Source organism: Pseudomonas sp. Tul2A7 (assembly GCF_054790505.1).
This window is the reverse complement of the sequence record NZ_CP186499.1, coordinates 4,103,637-4,127,621: the sequence shown is the minus strand read 5'-3', so window position 1 is coordinate 4,127,621 and position 23,985 is coordinate 4,103,637. Positions and strand designations below refer to the sequence as shown.

Genomic DNA, 23,985 nt, shown 5'->3' with positions numbered 1-23,985 from the left:
AAACACCAACAACTTTAAAGGGACTTAAGAAACATGCCTAACCTAACAAACTTCGTCGCGATCGATTGGCGTTCCGGTCCTGATCGTATTTATTTCTTCTTCAAGGACAGCAACACCTATTCCCGATTCGATATCGGTGACAATAAGGTATCCGCCAACTATCCGGCATTGGTCGGCGGTAACTGGGACAGCTTTGGCCCCCATGCCAAAGACTTGCGTTTCGGACTGACAACCACTTCATTCGGCTGGAACACCTCGTCCGATGAAGATATTGCGTGGTTGTTCTTCTATCTGGGAGCCACACCCGTGGTGTGTAAATACAACCAGGACAAGGACAAGGTCGATGCCTTCTATAAAGTTGCCGATTCGATCTGGAAGCCGATACTGCCCTACTTCGACAAGATCATCGCCGGTACCTGGTTCCAACTGACCGGTCAGCCGTTTCTGTTCAGATTTATTCTGAACGACGGACACTATCTATCGTTTAACTACAAGGCAAAGACCCTGACTTACAAATCCTTCGGGGATTATCAACTTGGGGCGCTGAAACCGTACAAGGACCGCATCATCACGGCAGCGCAAAATGACCGGACTTTCGCCGACAGCTACTGGTACATTTTCCTGACCGACAACCAATACCTGACTTACAACATTCAGTCCGACCGTCTGGTCTCCGGCCCGCAAACCATCAATGACCAGAACTGGCCAGGACTGCTGCGCGGCTGATTGGCCGAAACCGGAGGGCCTTGTAGGATAGGGTTAATTATCGGTTAATCGCCGCCGCCCATTCTGCACCTCACTTGCACAGGGACAAGGCTCCTCCATGCGTCATTTTTTTCTCTTTTTTGCTCTGCTGATTTCCAGCCTGGCCCAGGCCGGGAACAATCCATTTGATACCAAACCGGAGTTTCTGCCGGTCGACAAGGCGTTCGTGCTCACCTCCGAACGTCTTGAGTCCGGTGAAACCCAGCTGTTCTGGCAAATCACCGACGGCTATTACCTGTATCAGAAACGCTTGAAATTCGATGGACTGAGCGCGCAGCAGCAGCCCGCGCTGCCTGAAGGCGAATCCCACAGCGACGAGTTCTTCGGTGAACAACCGGTCTATCGCCAAGGGCTGGAAGTGAAAATCCCGGCAACCGCCACAGGCCAGATCAAGGTCAGCTATCAGGGCTGTGCCGACGCGGGGCTGTGCTATCCGCCGCAAACCCGGGTGATTGACCTGGGCGGCAAGGCCGCGGTGGCCGCAGGTGCAGAAGCACCCGATCAGGCTTTGGCCAGCAGCCTGCAACAACGGGCGCTGGGCTGGAGCCTGCTGGTGTTTTTCGGCCTCGGACTGTTGCTGGCCTTCACTCCGTGCACATTGCCGATGCTGCCGATTCTGGCCGGCATGGTGGTCGGCAGTGGCGCGACCCCGCGTCGCGGTTTCGCGCTGGCCGGTAGTTATGTGATCTGCATGGCGCTGGTATATGCGGCGATGGGTGTGATTGCTGCGCTACTCGGCGCGAATCTGCAGGCGTGGTTGCAGAATCCGTGGCTGCTCGGCACGTTTGCCGCGATCTTCGTCGTGCTGGCCTTGCCGATGTTCGGTTTCTTTGAACTGCAATTGCCGGTGGCCCTGCGCGACCGCCTCGAACACGCTTCGCGCAGTCGCAGCGGTGGCAGCCTGATCGGCGCCGGGGTGCTCGGTGCCTTGTCCGGTCTGCTGGTCGGCCCGTGCATGACCGCGCCACTGGCCGGTGCGTTGCTGTACATCGCGCAGAGCGGCAACGCGCTGCACGGTGGCTTGATCCTGTTCTCGCTGGGCATCGGCATAGGTGTGCCGTTGCTGTTGCTGGTGACCGTGGGCAATCGCTTCCTGCCCAAACCCGGCGCCTGGATGAACCTGCTCAAAGGTGTGTTCGGTTTCCTCTTCCTCGCCACCGCGCTGTTGATGTTGCGCCCGGTGCTGGATGCTTCGTTGTGGCTGGGCCTGTGCGGTGCACTGTTATTGATCGCCGCGTTTTGCGCCTGGAAACAGTCCGAAGGTTTTGGCCGCGTTGCGCAGTTGTTCGGCGCCAGTTCGTTGTTGCTCGGGTTATGGGGCAGTCTGCTGGTGATCGGTGCGGCGGGCGGCAGCGATGATCCGTATCAGCCGTTGCAGGTCTACAGCGCCGGCCGCGCCAGCGCAGCGCAGCCATCGGCGCATGACGCGTTCACCACGATCAAGGAGCCGGCGGCGCTGCAACGCGAACTCGATGCCGCCAAGGCTCAGGGTCAGTGGGTGCTGCTCGATTACTACGCCGACTGGTGTGTCTCGTGCAAGGTCATGGAGAAGCAGGTGTTCGGCAAGGACAAGGTCATGCAAACGTTGAGTGACGTACGCCTGCTGCGCCTCGATGTCACTGCCGACAATGCCGCCAGCCGTGAATTGCTCAGCCGCTACAAAGTGCCGGGGCCACCGAGCTTCGTCTGGATCGGCACGGATGGCGAAGAACGCCGCAGCCAGCGCATCACCGGCGAAGTCGATGCCGAGACGTTTCTGCAACGCTGGGCGACCACCCGGGAAGCCAATTAATGCTGACTTTGACCCTCGGCACCTTTGCCATTGCGCTTAATCACCTGCTGCTGATCAGTGCCCTGGCGCTGGCGACCTTTGTCGGCTGGCGGGTGGCCAAGCGTGGTGGCGATAACCCCGAGTCGGCGTTGTTCAGCCTGTTTCTGCTCGGGATGCTCGCGGCGCGTGTTGCCTTTGTGTTGCTGTACTGGTCGCACTATCGCAATGACCCGTGGCAGATCATTGATTTGCGTGACGGTGGTTTCCTCGCCTGGCCGGGCGTGATCGTGCTGCTGCTGGTGGCGCTGTATCGCGGCTGGCGCCGACCGGGCTTGCGTCGCCCGCTGGGTTTTGGTGTGGCCAGCGGCGTGGCGTTCTGGCTGTTGGCGACGCTGTCGCTGAATATCTATGAACAAGGCACCCGGCTGCCGGACATCTCCCTGCGCAATGCGGCGGGGGAAACCATTCAGCTCAGCGACTATCAGGGCGGCCCGCTGGTGATCAATCTGTGGGCGACCTGGTGTCCACCGTGCCGGCGCGAGATGCCGGTGCTGGAAAACGCCCAGCAGCAACGACCCGACCTGACCTTCCTGTTCGTCAATCAGGCCGAAAGCATGCAAAGCGTGGCGACATTTCTCGAAACCCAGGGCCTGAGCCTGAACAACGTGCTGTTCGACCGCAGCGGCCGGCTGGGTCAGGCCGTCGGTTCCATGGCCTTGCCGACTACGCTGTTCTATAGCCCGGACGGTCGATTGCTGACCAGTCACTTGGGCGAGCTGTCCAACGCCAGCCTGGCGCGGGCGCTGGAAAACTTCGCCACCCCGACCCCGAATTCGAACCCGGCCACTGCTCCGGCCACCTCTGCAAGGAAACTGCCATGCCCCGCCTCCGCCACCTGCTGACGCTGACTCTGGGCAGCGCCCTGCTGCACTTGCCGTCGGTGCAGGCCGCTGAAGAATTGCCTGCGGCGATCAAGCAGATCGAAGCCAAAGGCGCGAAAATCGTCGGTCAGTTCGATGCCCCCGATGGTTTGCGTGGTTATGCGGCGCAGTATCAGAATCGCGGCATGGCGCTGTACCTGACCCCGGATGGCAAACACGTGATTCTCGGCAATATGTACGACGCCGACGGCAAAGACCTGAGCAGCGAGCCGCTGCAAAAAATGGTGTATGCGCCGATGGCCAAGGAAGTCTGGGCAAAGTTCGAGGCGAGCAACTGGATTCAGGACGGCAACAAGGATGCACCGCGCACCGTGTACCTGTTCAGCGATCCGAACTGCCCTTACTGCAACATGTTCTGGGAACAGGCGCGGCCGTGGGTGAAATCCGGCAAGGTGCAACTGCGGCACATCATGGTCGGCATCATTCGTGAAGACAGCCCGGGCAAATCGGCCGCGTTGCTGGCTGCGAAGGATCCGGCCAAGGCGCTTGAAGATCACGAAAAGGCTGGCAAGGGCAGCTCGCTCAAAGCCCTGAAAGATATTCCGGTGGCGGTGCAGAGCAAACTGGCGGCGAACATGCAGTTGATGGAAGACCTGGATTTGCAAGCCACGCCGGCGATCTTCTACATGGATGACAAGGGTGAGTTGCAACAGCAGCAAGGCGCGCCTTCGCCGGACAAGTTGGTGAAGATTCTTGGGCCTAAGTAGCTTCGGGTTTTAAGTAGCTTCGGGGTTGTTGGCGCCTGAGATGACGCCTTCGCGAGCAGGCTCGCTCCCACAGGGATCGAATGTGTTCACAGCCTCTGTGTTCACTGCGGTCACTGTGGGAGCGAGCTTGTCTCCGGGCGGCGTTCCGACGAAGAACGGTCACCCGGTCTAACGGTTGCGCTCGTTCAGAAAGGCAAACAACGCCTCGGTGACAAACTGCGGATTCTCCAGATTGGAGATATGCCCCGCCTCCGGCACCAGCACCCACGGGCAACCGATCAACTCCGCCATTTCCTTTGTTTCCGACGGTGGTCGCGGTTTGTCCTGATCGCCGCACATTACCAGCGTGGTCGCCGCATTCAATTCGCTCAGCCGTGGCAACAAATCATCCCGGCCAAAGGTGATACGTCCCATCGGCACGATGCTTTCGCGCAGCCGATCCGACGAGTACGCCGCCAGTTTCGCGCGGAAATCCTGATACAGCGCCGACTGCGGATCGATCCCCGGACGGAAGAAGATCGGCACGACGATGTCCAGTAATTGCTCGGAGATCTCGCCGGTTTCTTCGATCTGCTTGAACAGCGAGAAGTAGTATTGCCGGGTGGGTTCAGGTTCGACGCCGACGTAGGTGTCCATCAGCACCAGACCGTTGATGCGCTGCGGTGCCGACAACGCCAGGCGTACGCCCCACATGCCGCCGACCGACAGGCCAACCAGCGTGACGCGGTCGATATCCAGATGATCGAGCAAGGCCTGTGCCTGACGGGCTATGTCATCCAGTGATGCCGTGCCTTCAGGCAACCGCCCTGACTCGCCATGGCCCCACAGGTCCAGCGCAATCACCCGATAGTGCGGCGACAAAGCGGCAATCTGCGGTGCCCACATGGCCTGGTCCCACAGATAGCTGCCGGCCAGCAACACCGCCGGGCCTGAGCCTTGATCAATGTAATGCAGCGCTTGTCCGTCAACCGTGAAAAAAGGCATCGACCACCCCCGCGACAAAAAAAGAGAACCGGCAGACTGAGCTGCCGGTTGCTGGTCGTCAACCCTGCAAATGTACGCGTTTGTACCGCCGCCATTCGCGAGCAGGCTCGCTCCCACAAGGGATTTTGTGAACGCCAATAATCCAGTGTAGGAGCGAGCCTGCTCGCGAAAGGGCCAGTGCAGCCACTAGAGAATCAAAGCCCCTCCAGCTCCGCCATCAGATCATTCAACCGATCGACCTTCTCCTCAGAGATATCACTCGCCGCCAGTCCATCGATGTACTCGGCCAGTTCCTCCACCGTGCTGCACTCGAACATCGCCCGCAGCGGCACATCGCGCTGCAGGGTTTTCTGCACCCGCGAAGCGATCTGCGTGGCCAGCAATGAATGCCCGCCCAGCTCGAAGAAGTTGTCGCGGACACCGACCTGCTCGACCTTCAACACCTCGGCCCAAATGTCCGCCAATGTCTGCTCGAGATCATTGCGCGGCGCCAGATAATCCTGACTTTGCAACTGGCCGATTTCCAGTGCCGGCAAGGCGTTGCGGTCGAGTTTGCCGTTGGCATTCAGCGGCATCTGATCGAGCCACAACCAGTGCAGCGGCACCATGTATTCCGGCAGTTCGGCGCGCAGGCGCTGCTTGATCCGCTCCAGGCGTTCGCTCGGATTGAGTGCCGAATCGGCCGCAACCAGATAGCCGACCAAGTGCTTGCCGTTGACGCCTTCCTGCACCCCGACTGCGCCATCGCGCACTTCCGGTTGCTCATGCAGACGCGCCTCGATCTCACCCAGCTCGATGCGGTAACCGCGAATTTTCACTTGATGGTCAACCCGGCCAACGTATTCCAGCACGCCATCACTGCGACGCCGCGCCAGGTCCCCGGTGCGATACAGACGCTCGCCCGGCGCACCGAACGGATTCGGCACAAACACTGGCGCGGTGCGCAACGGATCGCTGACATAACCGCGACCGACACCCGTCCCCGCCACGCACAACTCACCCACCGCACCCAACGGCACCAGTTCCAGCGCGCCATCAAGCAAATAAAGCAAGTTGTTGTCGGTTGGCGTACCGATCGGCAAATAACTGCCGCGCGTCGAGGCCATGTCGACACGGAAGAACGCCACGTCATCGGAGCATTCCGCCGGGCCATAAGCGTTGACCAGCCCGATGTCCGGGTAACGCAGCAGCCATTGGTGCGCCAGTTCAGGCGGCATCGCTTCACCGGTCGGCAACATCCAGCGCAAGCCATCGAGGCTCAGGCGATCCGAGGCGAGCATGCCCTGAATCAGCGATGGCACGCTCTCCAGAACGGTGATGCCCTGCGCCTGCACATGCACCAGCAAACCTTGCGGATCGTGGGCAATCGTATTCGGCACGATGTCCACGCGCGCACCGAACACCGGTGCGGCAAGGAACTGCCAGACCGAAATATCGAAGCTTTGCGAAGCGGTCTGGGCGATCACGTCGGCGTCGCTCAAATTCAAGTACGGCACCTTGCTCAATTGGTTGTTGAGCATGCCGCGTTGCTCGACCATCACGCCTTTCGGCAGGCCGGTCGAACCCGAGGTGTAGATCACGTAGGCGAGGTTGTCCGGGCCGCTGTAAATGCCCAGGTTCTGCGCCGACGTTGCCGCCGCTTGAATTTCTTCCCAGACCAGCAAGCGCGGGCGATTGGCGCAGCTGAATTCATCCAGCAAGGTCTGCGCCTGTTCAAAGCATGTTTTAGAGCAGACCAGCACCGGCGTGCGGCTCAGCTCAATGATGCGCTGCAGACGCTGGCTCGGCAGGCCCGGATCCAGTGGCAGATAACCCGCGCCAGCCTTGAAGCTGCCGATGATCATGCCAAGCAGATCGAGATTACGCTCGGCGAGCAGCGCCACCGGTTGATCCATCTGCACACCCGCAGCGACCAGTGCATGGCCGAGACGGTTGGCGTTGTGATTCAGTTCTTCATAACTCTGCCGCTGATCAAGACACGTGGCTGCAATGCGCTGCGGATGCGCGGCAACCTGCGCCTCGAACAGCGCAACGTAGCTCTGCTCCAGCGGATAATCGTGGGCACTCTGGTTGCAACCGTGGAGCAGGAAGTCCTGTTCCTCGCCACCCAGCAGCGGTAGATCAGCCATGTCGCCGTGGAAGCCATCGACCAGCGCCAGCAACAAACGCTTGAACTCGCCGAGCATGCGCTCGATGGTCGATTCATCAAAGTAACGCTGGTCATACGACAGGTGCAGACCGAGGTCATCGCCCGGGTAGCACACCGCCGTCAGCGGGAAGTTGGTGTGGGTTCGGCCGGAGTCCGAAGTCGCGTTCAGGCTCTGCGCCCGATCCAGCACCGAGACTTCCACCGGGGCGTTCTCGAAGACGAACAGGCTGTCGAACAGCGGCTGGCCTTTCGGCAGTTCGCTCTGTTCCTGAATGCTCACCAGCGGCAGGTATTCGTACTCGCGCAGCTGCATGTTGCTGTCGAGCAAAGCACTGAGCCACTGACGCACACTGCTGCGCTGATCGTCCTCAGGCATCTTCACCCGCAGCGCAATACTGTTGATGAACAGGCCGACCGTGCGTTGCATTTCCGGCATGTCCACCGGACGCCCGGCGACGGTCACGCCGAACAGCACGTCACGATCGCCGCTCATACGGCGCAGCACCAAGGCCCACGCGGCTTGGGCAAAGGTGTTGATGGTCAGTTGATGGGCCTGCGCCAGTTCACGCAGACGCGCACCGTCCTCGACATTCAGGCGGGTGTAGCGGTCGCCAACGACCATACCGCCGCTTTCACCGGCGTGTTCGCGCAGGAACGGACGATCGCTCGGGATCGGCGTGGTGCGTTCGAACCCTTGCAGATTGTGCTGCCACCACTGCCGCGCTTCGGCCAGGCTCTGACGTTGCAGCCAGCCGATGTAATCGCGATAACGCGGCGGCACGGCAAGTTGCACTTCACGACCCTCACCCAACGCGGTGTAGATTTCGAAGAAGTCATTCATCAGCAACGAGCGGCACCAGGCATCGATGAGGATGTGGTGGTTGCTCATCATGAACCAGTAGCGCGCCGCGCCGACCTTGATCAGGCGCAGGTGAAACGGTGCCTGATTGAGCAGATCGAAACCGGCCTCGCGCTCGCTCTTCAACAAGGCTTGCAGCTTGGGTTCCTGCTCGGTGTCGGCGATGGCGCTCCAGTCCAGATACTCGATCGGCGTGTGACCCGGGGTGTGAATCACTTGCAGCATGTCTTCGCCGACGTTCCAGCAGAACGACGCGCGCAGCGCTTCGTGACGGGCGATCACCGCTTGCCAGGCCTGGGCGAAACGCTCGGCGTCGAGTTCGCTGTTGATGCGGTAGCGATCCTGCATGTAGTACAGACCGGTGCCCGGTTCGAGCAAGGTGTGCAGCAACATGCCTTCCTGCATCGGCGTCAGCGGATAAACGTCTTCGATGTGTGCGGCCGGCACCGGCAAGGCATCCAGTTGCGCCTGAGTCAGTCTGGCCAGCGGGAAGTCCGACGGCGTCAGCCCACCGGCCTCGTCTTGCAGGCAATGGGCGATCAGGCTTTGCAGCTCGCCGAGGTAGGCATCGGCCAGATCGTTGATGGTTCGCGCCTCGTAACGCTCGGCGCTGAAGGTCCAGCGCAGGAGCAATTCACCGCCGTAAACCTGGCTGTCGATGCTCAACTCGTTCGGCAATGGCGCCTGCGGATCGTGGGCGGCACCGACGGGTTCATCCAGCGGACGGAACAGCGCATCGCTGCCGAAACTCTGGTCGAACTGGCCGAGGTAGTTGAAGGTGACCGGCGCATGCGGCAGCGCGGCCATGCTGCGCTGGCTGAGGTCATCGGCGAGATAACGCAGCACGCCATAACCGAGGCCTTTGTGCGGCACGGTGCGCAGCTGTTCTTTGATCGCTTTGATCGAAGCGCCCTGCCCGGCGGCTTCTTCAATATTGTGCGGGGTCAGGCGCAGCGGGTAAGCGCTGGTGAACCAGCCGACGGTTCGAGTCAGATCGATCTCGTCGAACAGGGTTTCACGGCCGTGGCCTTCCAGTTGAATCAGCGCCGACGGTTGACCGCTCCAGCGGCAGAGTACGCGGGCCAATGCGGTCAGCAGCAGATCGTTGACTTGCGTGCGATAGGCGGCTGGCGCCTGTTGCAGCAACTGTTTGGTGTGCTCGGCATCGAGGCGCACGCTGACGGTTTGCGCGTGACGATTCTGCTGGCCGCCCTGTGGATTTTCACAAGGCAGATCGGCATTCGGGCCGGCCAGTTGGGTCTGCCACCAGTTGAGTTCTTCGCGCAGGGATTCGCTGCCGGCGTAGTCCTGCAAACGCGCGGCCCAGTCTTTGAAGGCACTGGTTTTCGCCGGCAGTTTCACCGCTTGTTCGGCGTCGAGTTGGCGATACACCGTTTGCAGATCGTCGAGCAGAACGCGCCACGACACGCCGTCGACCACCAAGTGATGGATCGCGATAAACAGGCGTTGCTGATCTTCAGGGCCGTCGACCAGCAAGGCGCGAACCAGTGGGCCGTTTTCCAGATCAAGACTGCGTTGCGCATCAGCGAACAGCGCTTCGCACTTGTCCATCGAGGTGACGCGCACTTGCCACAACACGGCTGCATCAGACACCGGTTGGTGCGTGGCTTGCCACTCGCCATTGGCCTCGGTAAAGCGCAGACGCAGGGCGTCATGCTGCTCGATCACCGCCAACAACGCCTGCTCCAGACGATGCGCTTCGAGGGTCGCGGTCGGCTCCAGCAACAACGCCTGGTTCCAGTGCTGACGCTCATGGATTTCAGTGTCGAAGAACCAGTGCTGAATCGGCGTCAGGCGCGATTCACCCGACACCAGACCTTGCTCGGCCGTGACCTGCTCAGTGCGGCTGGCCACAGCGGCCAAAGTCTGCACAGTCTGATGCTGGAACAGATCGCGCGGGCTGAAATGAATGCCCTGCTGCCGTGCGCGGCTGACCACTTGGATCGACAGAATCGAATCGCCGCCCAATTCAAAGAAGTTGTCGTTGAGGCCGACCTGCTCGACGTTGAGCACTTCGCACCAGATCTGCGCCAGGGTCTGTTCCAGTTCGTTGCTCGGCGCGACGTAGTCCTGACGATTCAACTCAGGATCCGGCGCCGGCAACGCGCGGCGATCGAGTTTGCCGTTGGCGGTCAGCGGCATGCTCGCCAGCAGAATCAGATGCGTCGGCACCATGTAATCCGGCAGTTGCGCCTTGAGGTGCGACTTGAGGGCTTCGCGCAGCTCGGCCTGCCTGGCTTCGCTTTGCTCGGCGACTTCAGTCACCAGATAGCCGACCAGTTGTTTGCCGCTTGGCGCATCGAGGGCGAGCACCACGGCTTCGCGGATCGAGTCGTGATCGAGCAGGCGCGTTTCGATTTCGCCCAGTTCGATACGGAATCCACGGATCTTCACCTGATGGTCGATCCGGCCCAGGTATTCCACCAAGCCATCGCCACGCTGGCGCACCAGGTCGCCGGTGCGGTACATGCGCCCGCCATCGGTGGCAAACGGGTCAGCGACAAAGCGCTCGGCGGTGATGCCCGGACGATCGTGATAGGCCTGCGCCAGACCGGCGCCGCCGACGAACAACTCACCGGTCGCGCCTTGCGGCACCAGCGCCAGATCGGCGTCGAGAATATAGGCGACACGCGCGCCAATCACGCTACCGATCGGCACACTGCCGGCGCCCTCTTCCAGCACTTCCGGCGCCAGACTGGCCAGTGGCATGACCACGGTTTCCGTCGGGCCATACGCGTTGAAGAACATCGCTGGTTTGAACGCCGCGCGAATCCGTTGCAGGTGTTCGCCGGTCAACGCTTCGCCGCCGGTGATGATCATCCGCACCGGGAGGATTTCGTTTTGCGTCGAGAGGAACTGCGCCAACTGGCTGCCGTAGCTCGGGGTAAAACCGAGCACGTTGATTTTATGCGTGCGGATCAAACCGCAGATTTCTTCCGCGTCCCACTGACCCTGCGCACGCAACACCACCTGCGCACCGCTGAGCAACGGCACTAACAGTCGCTCGGTGGCGGCGTCGAAGTTGATCGAATAGAAGTGCAGCTCGCAATCGTCCGGGCGCATGCCGAAACGCTCGATCACCGCTTGGCAGTGCATGGCGATTTCGCCGTGGGAGACCATCACGCCTTTCGGTTTACCGGTCGAGCCCGAGGTGTAAATCAGGTAGGCCTGATGCTGCGGCAGACTGATAAACGGCAGCTCAGTGGCCGGATAAGCGTCGAGTGCCGCGCGGTCATCTTCCAGGCACCAGCGCGCCACGCTCGGCGGCAGATCACCGAGGGCTTTGAACATCGCGCGATCACTGAGCAGCAAGCCGATGCGGCTGTCTTCGATCATGTAGTGCAGACGGTCGAGCGGGTATTCGGGGTCGAGCGGCACGTAGGCGCCGCCAGCCTTGAGAATCGCCAGCAGGCCAATGACCATTTCCAGCGAACGCTCCAGCGCCAGACCGACGCGCACTTGCGGGCCAACGCCACGCTCACGCAAGGCCCAGGCCAAGCGATTTGCGCGGGCGTCGAGTTCGGCGTAGCTCAGGGTCTGCCCGGCGAAAGTCAGGGCCGGCGCGTCTTTGCGCGCCAGCGCTTGTTCGGCGAACAGGTGATGAATGCATTGATCGAGACGATGCTCGCCCGGCTCGATGCCAAGGCTGTGGAGCAGATGCTGTTGCTCGGGCTGATCGAGCAGCGGCAATTCGCTGAGACGTTGTTGCGGATCGGCGATCAACGCTTCGAGCAGATTGCGCCAATGCTTGGCCATGCGTGCGATGGTCGGTTCGTCGAACAGATCGGTGCTGTAAGTCAGGCAGCAACCGAGGCGATGGTCGAGGTCGGTGACTTCCAGGTTGAGGTCGAACTTGGTCGCTCGCGCATCGTTGGCCAGATATTCGACGGTCATCCCGGCGAGCATGCGGCTCTGCTGGAATTCCCAGCGCTGCACGTTGCACATCACCTGGAACAGCGGGTTGTACGCAGCGCTGCGCGGCGGCTGTAGCGCTTCAACCAGATGATCGAATGGCAGATCCTGATGGGACTGGCCTTCGATCACGGTGTGACGCACCTGCTCGAACAATTCGCCGACCGACATCATGCCGTCGAGCTGGCAACGCAGTACTTGCGTATTGAGGAACGCACCGATCAGCCCTTCGCTTTCCGGACGGATGCGGTTGGCTACCGGCGCGCCGATGCGCAGATCGGTCTGGCCGCTGTAGCGGTAAAGCAACGTGGCCAGTGCGGCGGTCATGGTCATGAACAGGGTCAGACCGTTTTGCGCGTTGAACGCACGAACTCGCGCCGCGAGGTCATCGCTCAGATCGAAGCGGAACAGTTCACCCTGATGGCTTTGCACCGGCGGACGCGGGCGGTCGCCCGGCAGCTCCAGCAATGGATGCTCACGACCGAGTTGCGCCGTCCAGTAGTCGAGTTGGCGCTGACGCTCGCCGGATTCCAGCCAGTTGCGCTGCCAGACGCTGTAGTCGAGGTACTGCACCGGCAGCGGCTCAAGCGGCGAATCACGGTCGTCAACGAACGCTTCATACAGCGCGCTGAGTTCACGGGCGAAGATGTCCATCGCCCAGCCTTCGGTGACGATGTGGTGCAGAGTCAGGACAAAGTAATGCTCCTGCTCGGCGGTCTTCACCAGGCAGGCGCGCAGCAGCGGGCCGGTTTCCAGATCGAACGGCAGATGCGCTTCTTCGTCAGCCAGTTGCTGAACCTTTTGCTCGCGCACATCGGCGGCAAGTTTTGAAAAATCCTTCCAGCCCATGCGTACGCCGGTTTCGGCATGCACCTGCTGACGGGCGACGCCGTCGACGCTCGGGAACGTGGTGCGCAGGGTTTCGTGACGCAGGATCAGTGCTTGCAGTGCGGCCTCGAAACGCTCGACGTGCAACACGCCGCGCAGACGCGCCATGCCGCCGACGTTGTACGCGGGGCTGTCCGGTTCCATCTGCCAGAGGAACCACATGCGCTGTTGCGAGTAGGACAGCGGCACCGGTTTGCTGCGATCAACCTTGTCGATCGGCGGCTGCTTGTTGGTGCGGCCGCTGGCCTGGATCAGGCGAATCTGTTCGGCAAAATCGCCGAGTTCGCTGTGTTCGAACAAGGCGCGCAACGGCAGTTCGACGTCACAGGCCTGACGGCTGCGCGAGATGATTTGCGTGGCCAGCAGCGAGTGACCGCCGAGGGCGAAGAAGTCGTCGCGCAGGCCGACTTGTGCCAGACCGAGCACTTCGCGCCAGATCGCGGCGACTTGCTGTTCAAGCTCCGTGACCGGCTCTACATGTTCGCGCACTTGCCATTGCGGCTCGGGCAAGGCGCGGCGGTCGAGTTTGCCGCTGGGGCTTAGCGGCATTTCATCCAGACGCATCAGTTGCGCCGGGACCATGTATTCCGGCAGCTCAGCGGCCAGTGCGGTTTTCAGGCGCGTGATTTGTTCGTCTGCAACTTCGCTCGCATCGGATGCGGTGAAGTAGCCGATCAGCTGTGCGCCGGCAGCAGTTTCGCGCACCAGCACCACGGCTTGGGCGACGCCGTCCTGAGCGAGCAGACGCGCTTCGATTTCTTCCGGTTCAACGCGGAAGCCACGCAGTTTGACTTGCTGATCGAGACGGCCGAGGTATTCGATCACGCCATCGCAGGTCCAGCGCGCACGGTCGCCGGTACGGTACAAACGTGCGCCCTGCTCGCCCAGCGGATCGACGACAAAACGCTCTGCGGTCAGCGATGGACGGCCGAGGTAACCACGGGCCAGACCGACGCCACTGATGCACAACTCACCCGGCACACCGGCCGGCACTGGATTGAGATCGGCATCGAGAATGCGGCAGATCACATTGCCCAGCGGACGGCCAATCGGCGAGCGCTCGCCATCGGCCGCGGTGCAATGCCAATGGGTAACGTTGATTGCGGTTTCGGTCGGGCCGTAACGGTTGTGCATTTGCACCGCCGGCAGTTGCGCGAGTACGCGGTTGCGCAGTTCGGCCGGCAGTGCTTCACCGCCGGAGAATACCCGGCGCAGGCGGGTGCATTCGGCGCTCAGCGGCTCGTCGATAAACAGCGAGAGCAGCGGCGGCACAAAGTGCAGCGTGGTCACGCCATATTCTCTAACGAGCTGGGCGATGCGATGCGGATCGCGGTGTTCACCGGGGCCTGCAATCAGCAGGCGTGCGCCAGTGATCAGCGGCCAGAAGCATTCCCACACCGACACGTCGAAACTGATCGGCGCCTTTTGCATCAGCACATCGGTTTCATCGAGGCGGTAAGTGTTCTGCATCCATTGCAGACGTTCGGCCAAAGCAGCGTGGGTGTTGCCGACGCCTTTCGGCTGGCCGGTGGAGCCCGAGGTGTAAATCACATAGGCGAGGTTGTCACCGTGCAGGTGTAGACCCGGTGCGTGGCTCGGCCAGTTCTCCAGATGCAACGCGTCCATGGCGATCACGCTGACGCCATCGCTGGCCGGCAAACGCTCGAGCAATTCAGTCTGGGTCAGCAGCAATTCGACGCCGCTGTCGCTGAGCATGTAGGCCAGACGATCCGCCGGGTAATCCGGGTCCAGCGGCACGTAGGCGCCACCGGCCTTGATGATCGCCAGCAGGCCAATCAGCAGTTGCGGCGAACGCTCGGCGGCGATGGCCACGCAGACATCCGGGCCGACGCCTTTGTCGCGCAGGTAGTGCGCGAGGCGGTTGGCTTGTGTGTGCAGTTCAGCGAAGTCGAGGCTGCCGCCCTCCCACACCAGCGCGGTGCGTTCCGGGGTTTGCCGCACCTGTTCATTCAGCAGTTCCGGCAGCCATTGTTGCGCCGGGGTGCACGGTGCGACGCCCCAGTTTTTTTGCTGATCGTGTTCGCCGCCGGTGAGCAATTGCAGGTCGCCGATGGCTTGCTCCGGACGTTCGCAGACGTCGCGCAACAGGTTGCTGAAATGCTCGGCCAGACGCTCGATAGTCGCGGCGTCGAACAGTTCACTGGCGTAGTCGAACGACAGGGTCAGACGACCGTTACGGTCTTCTTCGCTGTGCAGTTGCAGATCGAACTTGGCTTCACGGCTGTGCCACGGCAGTTCTTCGGCGAGCACACCCGGCAGACGCTTGAGTGCGCTCAGATCGCGTTGCTGATGGTTGAACATGACCTGGAACAGGCCTTGTTCACGGGCTTGCGGGAAGGCTTCGAGGAGTTGTTCGAACGGCAGATCCTGATTCGCTTGTGCACCGAGTGCGGCTTGACGGGTCTGGGCCAGCAGTTCGATAAACGACAGGCGCGAATCGATCTCTGCACGCAGCACTTGAGTGTTGATGAAAAAGCCGATCAGGCCCTGGGTTTCCAGGCGCGGACGGTTGGCATTCGGCACGCCGATACGAATGTCGCGCTGACCGCTGTAGCGATGCAGCAGGCTCTGCAACGCCGCGAGCAACAGCATGAACGACGTCGATTGGTGAGCTTGAGCCGTCTGGCGGATCGCATCGCTGAGGCTCGCGCTCAGACGCACAGTGTGGCGTGCGGCGCTGCGGATTTGTTGAGCCGAACGTGGATGATCGGTGGCCAGTTCCAGCGTCGGATGCTCGTCACCCAGTTGCGCTTTCCAGTACGCCAGTTGCCGCTCGCCTTCACCTTGCGCCAGCCATTGGCGCTGCCAGCTGCCGTAGTCGGCGTACTGGGTTGGCAGTGGCGCAAGGCTGGCCGTCGCCCCTTGCGAAGCGGCGGCGTACAGCCGCGAGAACTCGTCGATCAACACGTTCAGCGACCAGCCGTCGGCGATGATGTGGTGCAGCGTCACCAGCAGTTGGTGATCTTCGTCGTCGAGACGCACCAGCGTCACCCACAGCAGCGGACCTTTTTCCAGGTCGAACTGGGTGCGTGCTTCGTCTTCGCGAATCTGCAGAGCACGGGCTTCGCGTTGATGCTCTGGCAGGTCGCTGATGTCGATCAGTTGCAGATTGAATTCGGCGGCGGCAGCGACTTGTTGCAGGGCCACGCCGTCGCGCTCGAAGAAGCGTGTGCGCAGGGATTCGTGGCGCTCGATCAGTTGCTGGAAGCTGGCGCGCAAGGCGTCTTCGTCGAGTTCGCCACGCAGACGCAGGGCACCGGGAATGTTGTAGGCGCTGCTCTGCGGGTCGAGCTGCCAAGTGATCCACAGACGGTTTTGTGCCAGCGATTGCGGCATCGGCTCGCTGCGCGACAACGCGGTGATTGCACCTTGGGCGCTGCCGCCGTCCTGCTGTTGTTGGGCCACGGCAGCGGCAAATGCAGACAAGGTCGGGGCTTCGAAGAGCAGGCGCAGGTTCAGCTCAAGAGCGAGTTCTTCGCGAACGCGGGCGATGACTTGCGTGGCGGCGATCGAGTTACCGCCGAGCAGGAAGAAATGATCGTCGGCGTTGACCTGTTTGACGTTGAGTTGCTCGGCCCAGATCTTGCCGATCAGGGCTTCGAGTTCGGATGCGCTGGTGGTCGACTCTGGGGCTTCGGCTGCGGACGACGGGAACACCGCGTAGCTGTCGAGGCTGCCATCGGCCAGGCGATTGCGGCACGCCGAGCGCTGCAATTTGCCACTGGAAGTTTTCGGCAAGGCGCCGGGATTAAGCAGCACCACCACGCTCGGGGCTTCCTGATAAGCCTCAGCCACGGCTTGGCGAATCGCTTTGATCAACGCTTCCGGCGGCAGGATTTTCTGCACGCTGCGGCTGATTTCTGCGGCAATACCGATGCCCTCTTCGCCATTCTGGCTGACGGCAAATGCAGCGACGCGGCCCTTGCGCACCACTTCCACTTCGTTCTCGACGGTCTTCTCGATGTCCTGCGGATAGAGGTTGTGGCCACGCACGATCAGCATGTCTTTCAGGCGACCGGTGATGAACAGTTCACCATCGCGCGTGAAACCCAAATCACCGGTGCGCAGCCAGGTGCGGCCGGCGTGCTGGACAAAGGTCTTGGCGCTGGCCTCGGGGTTGCGCCAGTAACCGTGAGCGATACTTGGGCCGGCAGCCCAGACTTCGCCGACGGTGTTGTCGGCCAGTTCTGCGAGGGAGTTTGGTTCGACGATCAGCACCGCATGCTCGGGTTGGCTGATGCCGCAACTCATGATCGGGTTGCCTTCGCCCGGCTCCGCGCGGTTTTGTGCCAATGCCTGATCGTCCACGCGCAGCGCCGGGATGCCGGTGCCGCGCGGGGTGCCGGCGACGAACAGTGTGGCTTCGGCCAGACCGTAGGAGGCCATGAAATTGTCTGTGCTGAAACCGCACGCGGTGAACTTCTCGGCGAAGCGCTCAAGGGTGTCGAGACGGATCGGCTCGGACCCGGAATACGCCACGCGCCAGCGGCTCAGATCGAGACGCTCAAGCGCCGATTCGCTGACCCGCTCGCTGCACAAGCGATAGGCGAAGTCCGGCCCGCCGCTGATGGTGCCGCCGTATTCGCTGATCGCTTCGAGCCAGCGCAATGGTCGGCCGAGGAAATACGCCGGCGACATCAGGATGCACGGCACGCCGCTGAAGATCGGCTGCAACAGGCCACCGATCAAACCCATGTCGTGGTACAGCGGCAGCCAGCTGACGATGACGTCGTCGGGGTTCACGTCGATGCCGAAACCATGACGGATCAGCAGTTCATTGGCGACCAGATTGCCGTGGCTGACCTGCACGCCTTTGGGCAATGCGGTGGAGCCGGAGGTGTATTGCAGGAAGGCGATGTGATCTTGCGGCAGGCTCGGTTCGACCCAGTTTTCGGCTTGAGCGCTGTCGAGCGTGTCGACGCACAACAGCGGCGGCGCACCTTCGATCTGTTGCAAGGCGTCGCGCAGATCGGCACTGGTCAGCAGCAGGCGCGGCTCGGCGTCAGCGATGATCGACAGCAAACGCTCCTGATGGTGACGGCGCGCCGATTCCGGCGGATAGGCCGGCACCGCGATCACGCCGGCGTACAGACAACCAAAAAACGCCGCGACGTAGTCCGGGCCGCTGGGAAACAGCAACACCGCGCGATCGCCGAATTCCGCTTGGGCCTGCAACGCCGCCGCTATCGTACGCGCGCGCTCATCCAGTTCGCGATAACTGAGTACCACAGCCAGCTCTTCGCTTTCGGCAAGAAAACGCAAAGCCAGTCGATCCGGCGTCAGGGCCGCGCGGCGCTGGAGGGCTTGGACCAGGGTGCTGGGGAGTTCGAACGCGTCGGTCATGAGGTTTCCTGCCTGAATTCGGCTTGCTAATGGAATCGGGTTACTGCGTCACACCCTTCGAAGGGCATGCAGGGCGCGGTCTGTGCCGACCGCGCAAGGCATCGGAATGCTGTCTGGCCGGGGATGTGCACCCGGAACCATTCACCAATGAGAACGGATGACGTCTTGAAATAATTAGTCGGCGGGCGGGATCGCCAATGGGGCCGGGGTGTGGCGGCGTGTCGCAGTTCTCAGAACGCACCTTTGTAGCGCATTACTTCTCTTTCTCAATTGACAATCATTATCATTCAACATAATTTGTCGCTCGATGTGTAGGACGGCCCCCTCCCCAGGCGTCCCACTAACCTATTGGCAGCAAGGTGATTTCCATGACGGAACAAGTATCCACAAGCAGGTGCGATTCACCGCTACTTCAGGCATTCGTCGACAATCGACTGATTCTGGTCAAGATTGCAGCGCGCATTACCGGCTGCCGGTCGCGCGCCGAAGATGTGGTGCAGGATGCGTTTTTCCGACTGCAGTCGGCGCCACCGATCACGTCGTCGATCAAGGCTCAACTGAGTTATCTGTTCCAGATCGTGCGCAACCTCGCTATCGATCATTACCGCAAACAGGCGCTGGAACAGAAGTACTCCGGCCCTGAAGAGGAAGGGCTGAATGTGGTCATCCAGGGTGCTTCACCGGAAACCTCGCACATCAACTTTTCGACTCTGGAAAACATCGCCGACGCACTGACCGAGCTGCCCAGCCGCACTCGCTATGCGTTCGAGATGTACCGCCTGCACGGCGTGCCGCAAAAGGATATCGCCAAGGAACTGGGCGTTTCGCCAACCCTGGTCAACTTCATGATTCGTGATGCACTGGTGCACTGCCGCAAGGTCTCGGGCAGTCGCCGGGATGCGGTGGCTGTGGGTCGTCGCTGAGACCGCGTCGACAGATAAAAAAGATCGCAGCCTTCGGCAGCTCCTACATTGCAATGCATTCTTCTGTAGGAGCTGCCGAAGGCTGCGATCTTTTGCTTTTAAATGACCTCAGGCCAATTTGCACCGATCAAAAAACCGCTCACGCCCCAGGATCATCAGCGCCGCACGCTTGTGCGGGAAGTCGAACTCTTTCTCACAGTGAAAGCACTGATTCTGCATATGGCCGATCATCTTCGCGTTGTCCGCCCGAGGTTCAGCGACCACGCGTTGCGTGCGCGGATCATCGAGAAACAGGTAATGCACCAGCGCCGATAACCAGCTCGCCACTTTGTGCGGGCCACGGTGATCCTCTTCACCGACCAGCATGTGAATACCGCGATCGTAATTGTCGGCGTCATAAAACGGCGCAATGCGATCTTCCTTGGCCCAGTAGGCTTCGAAATAGGCAAACGGCTGATCATCGAAACAGCCAATCAGCGTCAGCGTGTGCGGATCAGCATCGAGTTTGCTCAGGTATTCGCGGTGCTTCTCGATACTGCCCTCTTCCTGCCAGAAACTGGCAACGCGCGGGCTGTTCTGCCAGCGGTTGAAGCGCGGCAGGTCTTCTTCGATCTCTACCGTGCGCAGGGAAATCCACGCACCCAGACGCGCATCGAAACGCCGATACACTTCGCCCCGCGGCTTCACCGGACGCAGCGGATGACGCTTGCCCTGGCTGATGACCATTTGCTGCGGATAGCTGCCTGCCAGCGAAGTGCCGAGCCACGGTTGTGGCAATTGCCAGAACAGCGTGCGTTCACAGCGGTATTCACCCGCCACTTCGGTGTTCACCAGCAAGCCACTGAGCAAGGCTTCGGTCGGCGGCTGATCCAGTTGCCAGGTCAATTGCTGGCACGCCGGATCCCGGGCGAACAGCCAGTAGCAAGCCGCCCATAGCGCCTGGCCCGGCGGCAGCGCAAAACGTTCATCGAGCTGGATCGGCCCCTTGACCTCCCGATCAAGACGCAGGCGGATCAGCGGTTGTCCGTCGAGGCTAAGGCTCAGACGGCTTTCAGTTGCATCGGCTTGGAGTTGACTGCCCGAGGGCAACGCCAGGGCAGTCAGATCATTCAGATTGGACATGGGTCAGGCTCACGATAATCGTCGACAGTTCAACGAAGTGACGTGATCCGGGCGGGAAAATTTAGCTTGGAGCACAAATCAGTGCCTCAGCGGTGAAGCACCGGCACCACTGCAATCTTGTACGGATCGAAAATTTTCAGCATCTGGCCATTGTCGCGCAAACCTTGCAGCATCTTGCCGAACGCCTCACCAGTGATCGGCGCCGCCGGGCGAAGAATGGCGTAATGGTGATAAACCTGATCGATGCGTTGCGACACCAGCAACTCGTCGCGCACCTTCTCGTTGCGCAGCAGGTAATCGCTCAGGTACGAGCGGGTCACCAGGGCAATATCCGCACGCGAGCGCAGCACCATCAGCAGGTTACTGTCGTGGGAATAGGTCAGCGTGGCGTTGAAATTCTGCGCGAGGAATTTGGGGTCGGCGTTGAAGTTGGCGAATTCGTAGTGATAACCGCTGAACAGCGCCAGACGCTTGCCGGTGAGGCTCGCAAAGTAACTTTGCTGACGACCGTCTTCGCGTTGCGCAACGAAAATCTCCGCATCCTCGAGGCCCATATCGACATCCGTATGGGGAATTTCCTTCCAGCCCCAATCGGGATTCTCGAAAATCGCCATGTCGATCCGGCCCTGCTTGAAATCCCCGAATCGCCGCGGAATAGAGGTCGGTACCAGGACAAACTGATAGTCGCTTTGCAGGCGATTAAGGGCCTCGACCAGTTGCGGCAAGAGGCCTGTATCGGCACCGTTTTCCGGGCGAATGGTGTAGGGCGGAAAATGCGCCGCGCCCACCCGAACCAGTTGCGCTGCCTGAGCGGGCAATACCCATGATGCAGCCAGCGCTGCGAGCATCAGCCCCGCGGCCGTCCGGATTGGCAAAGACTTCAAAACACCCCACTCCCCGAAAAAATACCGATCAATGCATTCAAGCTAGGCGGTTTCGCCCAGTTAGCCAGTTTCCCGGCCCGATAGAAAGTCGCTCAACGCTCTTCGAGGACCAGAATCAGCGCCTCATCCGCCAACTGATCGAGGCTCAAACTGCCACCTGCACGGAACCAGGTGGTGGTCCAGGACAGTGCACCGGTGAGGAAACGTCGAGTAATAAATACATCACCGCGGATAAATCCGGCGTCCTTCGCTTCACCCAGCACTTGCAGCCATATGTCTTCGTAAACGTCACGCAAAGCGAGAACCTTGGCCTGGCCGTCTTCGGACAACGAACGCCACTCGTAGACCAGCACGGCCATCGCCTCGCCACTGCCGCCCATGATCGATTGCAATTCGCAACGGATCAGCGCCAACACGCGCTCACGCACATTGTTGGCATCGGCCAGTGCGGCGCGCATCAATGCAGTGTTGTAGCGGATGGTTTCTTCCATCACCGCACGGAGAATTTCATCCTTGCTTTTGAAGTGATGAAAAATACTCCCCGACTGGATGCCGACTGCGCCGGCCAGATCGCGCACCGTAGTGCGTTCGTAGCCTTTGTTGCGGAACAGGTGAGCGGCCACTTGCAGCAGTTTGCCGCGGGCGCTGTCCGGGTCGGTCAACTGGCCTTGATCGACCAATTCGCGCATGACCCTCAGGGCTTTTTGCTCGTCCACCCGTTCTCTCCTACAGTCGATCAGTCTGTTGCCCCCTGAAACCGCAGGGTTGCGCGCAATTTAAGCCGCCAACGACGACCAAGCAAGCGCTTGGGCAGAAGATAGTTTCAACTGTTTACAAACCAAGCGCTTGCTTGGTAGCCTCCAGACACTTCTGTCGCAGGTTGCTGAGTCGGAGATAAAAATGCCAACCACCGTTCGCATCGGATGCGCCAGCGCATTCTGGGGTGATACATCGACCGCCGCCGCGCAGTTAGTGGAGGGTGGCAAGCTGGATTACCTGGTGTTCGATTACCTCGCCGAGATCACCCTGTCGATCATGGCCGGCGCACGCATGAAGGATCCTCAGGCGGGGTTCGCCGGCGACTTCATCGAAGTACTGACGCCGTTACTGCCGCAACTCGCCGGGCAGAACATCCGGGTCATCAGCAATGCTGGCGGGATCAACCCGCAAGCCTGCGCCGCCGCCCTGCAAGCGGCCTGCGACAAGATCGGTATCAAGCTGAAAATCGCGGTACTGCTCGGCGATGATCTGCAACCACAATTCAAACACCTCAGCGGCGTCACCGAGATGTTCAGCGGCGCCCCGCTGCCGCCGATGTGCGTATCGACCAACGCCTATCTCGGCGCGCCGGGCATCGTCGAAGCCCTGCGCCTGGGCGCCGACATCGTCATCACCGGGCGAGTAGTCGACAGCGCCGTGGTCAGCGCCGCGCTGGTGCATGAATTCGGCTGGTCGTGGCACGACTACGACAAACTCGCTCAGGCCGCGCTGGCCGGGCACATCATCGAATGCGGCGCACAATGCACTGGCGGCAATTTCACCGATTGGCGTGACGTGCCGGATTACGAACACATCGGTTTTCCCATCGTCGAAGTCAGCGCCGACAGCCAATTCATCGTCAGCAAACCCGAGGGTTCCGGCGGACTGGTCACACCGCTGACCGTCGGCGAGCAGATGTTGTATGAAATCGGCGATCCGCAGGCGTATCTGTTGCCTGACGTGGTCTGCGATTTCACTCACGTCAAACTCCAGCAGCAAGGCAAAAACCTCGTTCATGTCCACGGCGCCAAAGGCCTGCCGCCCAGCGACAAATACAAGGTCAGCGCCACTTTCCCGGACGGCTTCCGCTGCACCGCCAGTTGCCTGATCGCCGGTATCGATGCGGTGGACAAGGCGCGGCGCGTCAGTCAGGCGATCATCACCAAGACAGCGGAAATGTTCAGCCAGCGCGGCTGGCCGCCCTACAGCGAAACCGATATCGAATTGCTCGGCAGCGAAGCCACCTACGGCCCCCATGGCCAGCGCCACGACAGCCGTGAAGTGGTGATCAAACTCGCCGTGCGTCACCCCAATAAACAGGCACTGGTGCTGTTCTCCCGGGAAATCGCCCAGGCCGCCACCGGCATGGCACCAGGCCTGACCGGTATCGTCGGCGGGCGGCCAACGGTGTATCCGCTGATTCGTCTGTTTTCATTCCTGATCGATAAAAGCGCCTGTACCTTGCAGATTGATCTGGCCGGCGTTCGCCATCCTTGTACCCTGCCCTCATTGGCAGCGCTCGACAGTGAAGATTTGCCGATTGCCCAGCACCCGCCGAAACCTCAAGGCCGCGCCGATGCCAGTGTGGCGCTGGTGAAACTGGCCGTGGCGCGCTCCGGTGACAAAGGCAATCACAGCAATATAGGCGTGATCCCGCGCAAACCCGAATACCTGCCGTGGATCGCCGAAGCGCTGACCCCGGCCGTCATGGTCGACTGGATGAGCCATGTGCTCGATCCGGTCCACGGCCGGGTCGAACGCTGGTATCTGCCCGGCACCCACAGCCTGAATTTTCTTTTGGAAAACGCCCTCGGCGGTGGTGGCGTGGCCAGTCTGCGTATCGATCCGCAAGGCAAAGCCTTCGCCCAGCAACTGTTGGAAATCCAGATCCCGGTGCCGCAGAGCATCGCCGAACAGCTCGACTAGAGGATGGTTT

General features: G+C 60.9%; 11 protein-coding genes. 6 read left to right on the top strand and 5 right to left on the bottom strand.

Going from position 1 to position 23,985, the window contains the following annotated elements:
• Window positions 1–33 precede the first annotated feature (33 nt).
• The 4 genes from ACOYXJ_RS18585 to dsbG all read left to right on the top strand — a co-directional run bounded on the left by ACOYXJ_RS18585 (window position 34) and on the right by dsbG (window position 4,184).
• The gene (locus tag ACOYXJ_RS18585; protein WP_150792954.1) at window positions 34–726 is read left to right on the top strand and encodes a hypothetical protein; all 693 of its coding nucleotides are present in this window, start codon (window positions 34–36) and stop codon (window positions 724–726) included.
• Between the two features lie 97 nt (window positions 727–823).
• A complete protein-coding gene (dsbD, locus tag ACOYXJ_RS18580; protein WP_460370886.1) occupies window positions 824–2,557 on the top strand; it encodes a protein-disulfide reductase DsbD in 1,734 nt (577 codons plus the stop codon).
• Complete coding sequence (locus ACOYXJ_RS18575; RefSeq protein ID WP_150792956.1) at window positions 2,557–3,438, top strand: TlpA disulfide reductase family protein; 882 nt, start codon at window positions 2,557–2,559, stop codon at window positions 3,436–3,438. Before dsbD ends, ACOYXJ_RS18575 begins: the two co-directional genes overlap by 1 nt.
• Window positions 3,414–4,184: a thiol:disulfide interchange protein DsbG gene (gene dsbG / locus ACOYXJ_RS18570; protein ID WP_102900413.1), complete on the top strand. Its 771-nt coding sequence runs from the start codon at window positions 3,414–3,416 to the stop codon at window positions 4,182–4,184. The genes ACOYXJ_RS18575 and dsbG overlap by 25 nt, the downstream gene beginning before the upstream one ends.
• Window positions 4,185–4,352: 168 nt before the next feature.
• Here dsbG and ACOYXJ_RS18565 read toward each other — a convergent pair whose 3' ends face one another.
• Both ACOYXJ_RS18565 and ACOYXJ_RS18560 read right to left on the bottom strand, forming a co-directional pair.
• Entirely contained in the window at window positions 4,353–5,168 is an 816-nt protein-coding gene (locus ACOYXJ_RS18565; RefSeq protein WP_460370883.1) for an alpha/beta fold hydrolase, read from the bottom strand.
• Window positions 5,169–5,362: 194 nt separating this feature from the next.
• Window positions 5,363–18,361, bottom strand: a complete 12,999-nt coding sequence (locus tag ACOYXJ_RS18560; RefSeq protein WP_460370881.1) for a non-ribosomal peptide synthetase — start codon at window positions 18,359–18,361, stop codon at window positions 5,363–5,365.
• A 368-nt stretch (window positions 18,362–18,729) separates the two neighbouring features.
• Between ACOYXJ_RS18560 and ACOYXJ_RS18555 the strand changes: the two genes are divergently transcribed.
• Window positions 18,730–19,284: an RNA polymerase factor sigma-70 gene (locus tag ACOYXJ_RS18555; protein ID WP_064120208.1), complete on the top strand. Its 555-nt coding sequence runs from the start codon at window positions 18,730–18,732 to the stop codon at window positions 19,282–19,284.
• Between the two features lie 108 nt (window positions 19,285–19,392).
• Here the strand turns inward: ACOYXJ_RS18555 and ACOYXJ_RS18550 are convergent, their stop codons facing one another.
• The 3 genes from ACOYXJ_RS18550 to ACOYXJ_RS18540 form a co-directional block, all read right to left on the bottom strand.
• Window positions 19,393–20,406, bottom strand: coding sequence for a GNAT family N-acetyltransferase (locus tag ACOYXJ_RS18550; protein WP_150792960.1), 1,014 nt, complete (start codon window positions 20,404–20,406; stop codon window positions 19,393–19,395).
• A gap of 86 nt (window positions 20,407–20,492) precedes the next feature.
• Window positions 20,493–21,290 (bottom strand): substrate-binding periplasmic protein, encoded by a 798-nt coding sequence (locus ACOYXJ_RS18545; protein ID WP_460370878.1) that lies wholly within the window; start codon window positions 21,288–21,290, stop codon window positions 20,493–20,495.
• A gap of 92 nt (window positions 21,291–21,382) precedes the next feature.
• Complete coding sequence (locus tag ACOYXJ_RS18540; protein WP_016985451.1) at window positions 21,383–22,006, bottom strand: TetR/AcrR family transcriptional regulator; 624 nt, start codon at window positions 22,004–22,006, stop codon at window positions 21,383–21,385.
• A 184-nt stretch (window positions 22,007–22,190) separates the two neighbouring features.
• On the opposite strand from ACOYXJ_RS18540, the gene ACOYXJ_RS18535 reads away from it, so the two are divergent.
• Window positions 22,191–23,975, top strand: coding sequence for an acyclic terpene utilization AtuA family protein (locus tag ACOYXJ_RS18535; RefSeq protein ID WP_460370876.1), 1,785 nt, complete (start codon window positions 22,191–22,193; stop codon window positions 23,973–23,975).
• Window positions 23,976–23,985 lie beyond the last annotated feature (10 nt).

What these genes read in the sequence shown, in the direction of transcription:
- ACOYXJ_RS18560 (WP_460370881.1), bottom strand. Translation starts at nt 18,361, where the DNA reads ATGACCGACGCGTTCGAACTCCCCAGCACCCTGGTCCAAGCCCTCCAG.
- ACOYXJ_RS18535 (WP_460370876.1), top strand. Translation starts at nt 22,191, where the DNA reads ATGCCAACCACCGTTCGCATCGGATGCGCCAGCGCATTCTGGGGTGAT.
- dsbG (WP_102900413.1), top strand. Translation starts at nt 3,414, where the DNA reads ATGCCCCGCCTCCGCCACCTGCTGACGCTGACTCTGGGCAGCGCCCTG.
- dsbD (WP_460370886.1), top strand. Translation starts at nt 824, where the DNA reads ATGCGTCATTTTTTTCTCTTTTTTGCTCTGCTGATTTCCAGCCTGGCC.
- ACOYXJ_RS18585 (WP_150792954.1), top strand. Translation starts at nt 34, where the DNA reads ATGCCTAACCTAACAAACTTCGTCGCGATCGATTGGCGTTCCGGTCCT.
- ACOYXJ_RS18550 (WP_150792960.1), bottom strand. Translation starts at nt 20,406, where the DNA reads ATGTCCAATCTGAATGATCTGACTGCCCTGGCGTTGCCCTCGGGCAGT.
- ACOYXJ_RS18575 (WP_150792956.1), top strand. Translation starts at nt 2,557, where the DNA reads ATGCTGACTTTGACCCTCGGCACCTTTGCCATTGCGCTTAATCACCTG.
- ACOYXJ_RS18555 (WP_064120208.1), top strand. Translation starts at nt 18,730, where the DNA reads ATGACGGAACAAGTATCCACAAGCAGGTGCGATTCACCGCTACTTCAG.
- ACOYXJ_RS18565 (WP_460370883.1), bottom strand. Translation starts at nt 5,168, where the DNA reads ATGCCTTTTTTCACGGTTGACGGACAAGCGCTGCATTACATTGATCAA.